This window comes from Microbacterium sp. UBA3394 (genome assembly GCF_002358725.1).
GTDB classification, from domain to species: Bacteria; Actinomycetota; Actinomycetes; order Actinomycetales; family Microbacteriaceae; genus Microbacterium; species Microbacterium luteum.
On record NZ_DEPK01000124.1, the window covers coordinates 1 to 2,290 of the forward strand.

Here is a 2,290-nt window from a genome sequence, read left to right on the forward strand (position 1 = left end):
GAAAAGGTAACGCTGCGGAAGCCCGTTTCGGCGTGTCGTTTCAGGCGGGCGAGCTCAGGCGCGGGATGAGGGTCGGCGTGCGCTTCTTGTAGGCCTCGTAGTCGTCCTGACCGCCCCAGGCGCGGTCGGCCTTCTGCTCGAGCAGCGGGATGCCGCTGACGCGGGTGAGGAGCAGGATCACGAACAGCGGCGAGATCAGCGCGACCCACTGCCATCCCGTGAGAACGGGCGCGGCGACCAGGAAGACACCCAGCCAGATCACGATCTCGCCGAAGTAGTTGGGGTGACGTGAGCGCGACCACAGTCCGCTGCGGATGAACCGCCCCTCGTTGGCCGGGTCGGCCTTGAAGGCGGTCTTCTGAGCATCGGCGGTGATCTCGACGACCATGCCGAGCACCCACACGGCGATGCCCACGACGGCCAGCCAGCCGATCGGAGCCCGGGTCTCACTGCTCATCGCGATCCACGCTGCCGAGGCCGTGAGCGAGACCCAGGCGCCCTGCAGCACCCACACCCGAAGGAACCGCACCGGATTGGTCTTGAGGTCGTCGAACCTGTCGTCGCCGCCGCTGCGGTGCACGCGCACGAACAGGAACGCACCGAGGCGCACCGCCCACAGCACGATCATCGCGGCGAGCACCCACCCGCGCGCATCCGCGGCCGGCGCAAGCAGGAGCACGGCGACCGAGACGCCGATGAACGTCAGGCTGCCGGTGATGTCGAAGAACTTCTCCGTACGGGCAAGCTGCGACGGGATCCACACGATCACCTGCACGGCGAAGGCGGCTGCGACGGCGAGGGCGAACAGCGGGATGCCGGCGACGAGCGCGGTGCCCTGGCTGCCTGCCCAGGCCACCAGGCCACCGAGGGCGAGGGCGACGACGATCGCGACGAGCGACGCGCGTGTGGCGGAAGTCATGGGGGTCCTCTCGAGGGGTCAGCGGTAGAGGTCGTCGACGGCGTTGCCGCTGCGCTCGAGCAGGGCGCGTCGCTTGATCTTCATGGTCGGGGTGACCAGGCGGGTGTCGTCGAGGTCGGTGAAGACGAGGGCGAATCGGCGCACGCCCTCGCTGTGCGAGACGCGGGCATTGGCGGCGTCGACGCTGCGTTGCAGGTGAGCGACCAATCCGGGCTCGGAGATCGGCGTGACCCCTTCGCCGGAAACGGCGTCGAGGCGGATTCCCTGCGCGTCCGCCCACGCCTCGGTCGCGGCGCGGTCGAGCACGAGCAGCGCCGACAGGTACGAGCGGCCTTCGCCCACCATGACCGCGTGCGCGACGAGCGGATCAGCCTCGACGCGCGTCTCCCACGGCTGCGGCACGACCGTCTTTCCGTTGCTGGTGACGATGACGTCCTTCAGGCGTCCCTCGAGCACCACGCGGCCGTCGTCGTCGAGACGGCCGAGGTCGCCGGTGCGGAAGAAACCGTCGACGAATGCTTCGGCGGTGTGGGCCGGGTCGCGATAACCCGAAAAGATGCCGACCCCGCGAGCGAGGATCTCGCCGTGCTCGCTGATGCGAACGGTCGAGCCGGGGAGCGGGTAGCCGACGGTTCCGGAGCGGATGTCGTCGGGCAGGTTCCCGGTCAGGGGAGCGGTCGTCTCGGTGAGGCCGTAGCCCTCGATGACGGGCACGCCGATACCGCGGAACAGGCGCGAGAGATCGGGATCGAGCGCGCCGCCACCGGAGAGGATGTAGTCGAGGCGGCCGCCCATCCGGGCCCGCAGCCGTCGGAAGAACAGGGCGTCGAAGACGGCGCGACGCGCGTGGAGCACCGCGTCGGGGCGGGTGCCCGCCTCGAGGTGATCGGCCCACGAGACGGCGGTGCGCACCGCGGCGCGCCACAGTGCCCCGAGGCGCGCCCCGTCGGCCTTCTCCGCCGCGGCGTTCCGGATGCGCTCGAGCACTCGCGGCACGACCACGAGAAAGGTGGGGCGCAGCACGCCGAGGCTGTCGACGACCTCGGTGGGGTCGGAGACGTGGGCGATGCGCATCCCGCCGGCGAGGCAGATCAGCTGCAGCCCGCGTGCCAGCACGTGAGCGAGCGGGAGGAAGATGACGGTGTTCCCGTCCGCGCGAACCACCTCGCGGTACGCGGCGGCGACGTTGCGCACCTGGCCGACGAAGTTGCGGTGGGTGAGGATCGCGCCCTTGGGCTCCCCGGTCGTGCCGGACGTGTAGACCATCGTCGCCGGTGAATCCAGGTCGGCCTGGGTGCGGCGCAGCTCGAGCAGGTCGTCCGCGACATCGGCGCCGCCGGCAGCGAGCGCGATGAGGTCGTTGGTGCCGGG

Annotated in this window: 2 protein-coding genes; both read right to left on the minus strand. The window is 70.5% G+C overall.

Annotated features, from left to right (window positions below; translation table 11 throughout):
* Positions 1-40 precede the first annotated feature (40 nt).
* Positions 41-919, minus strand: a complete 879-nt coding sequence (locus tag B4E30_RS07655; RefSeq protein ID WP_286794467.1) for a DUF1295 domain-containing protein — start codon at positions 917-919, stop codon at positions 41-43.
* A gap of 18 nt (positions 920-937) precedes the next feature.
* A partial coding sequence (locus tag B4E30_RS07660; protein ID WP_286794469.1) for an AMP-dependent synthetase/ligase occupies positions 938-2,290 on the minus strand: 1,353 nt, incomplete at its 5' end.

Excerpts from the sequence above, each read along its gene's own strand:
- B4E30_RS07655 (WP_286794467.1), bottom strand. The coding sequence starts at position 919 with ATGACTTCCGCCACACGCGCGTCGCTCGTCGCGATCGTCGTCGCCCTC.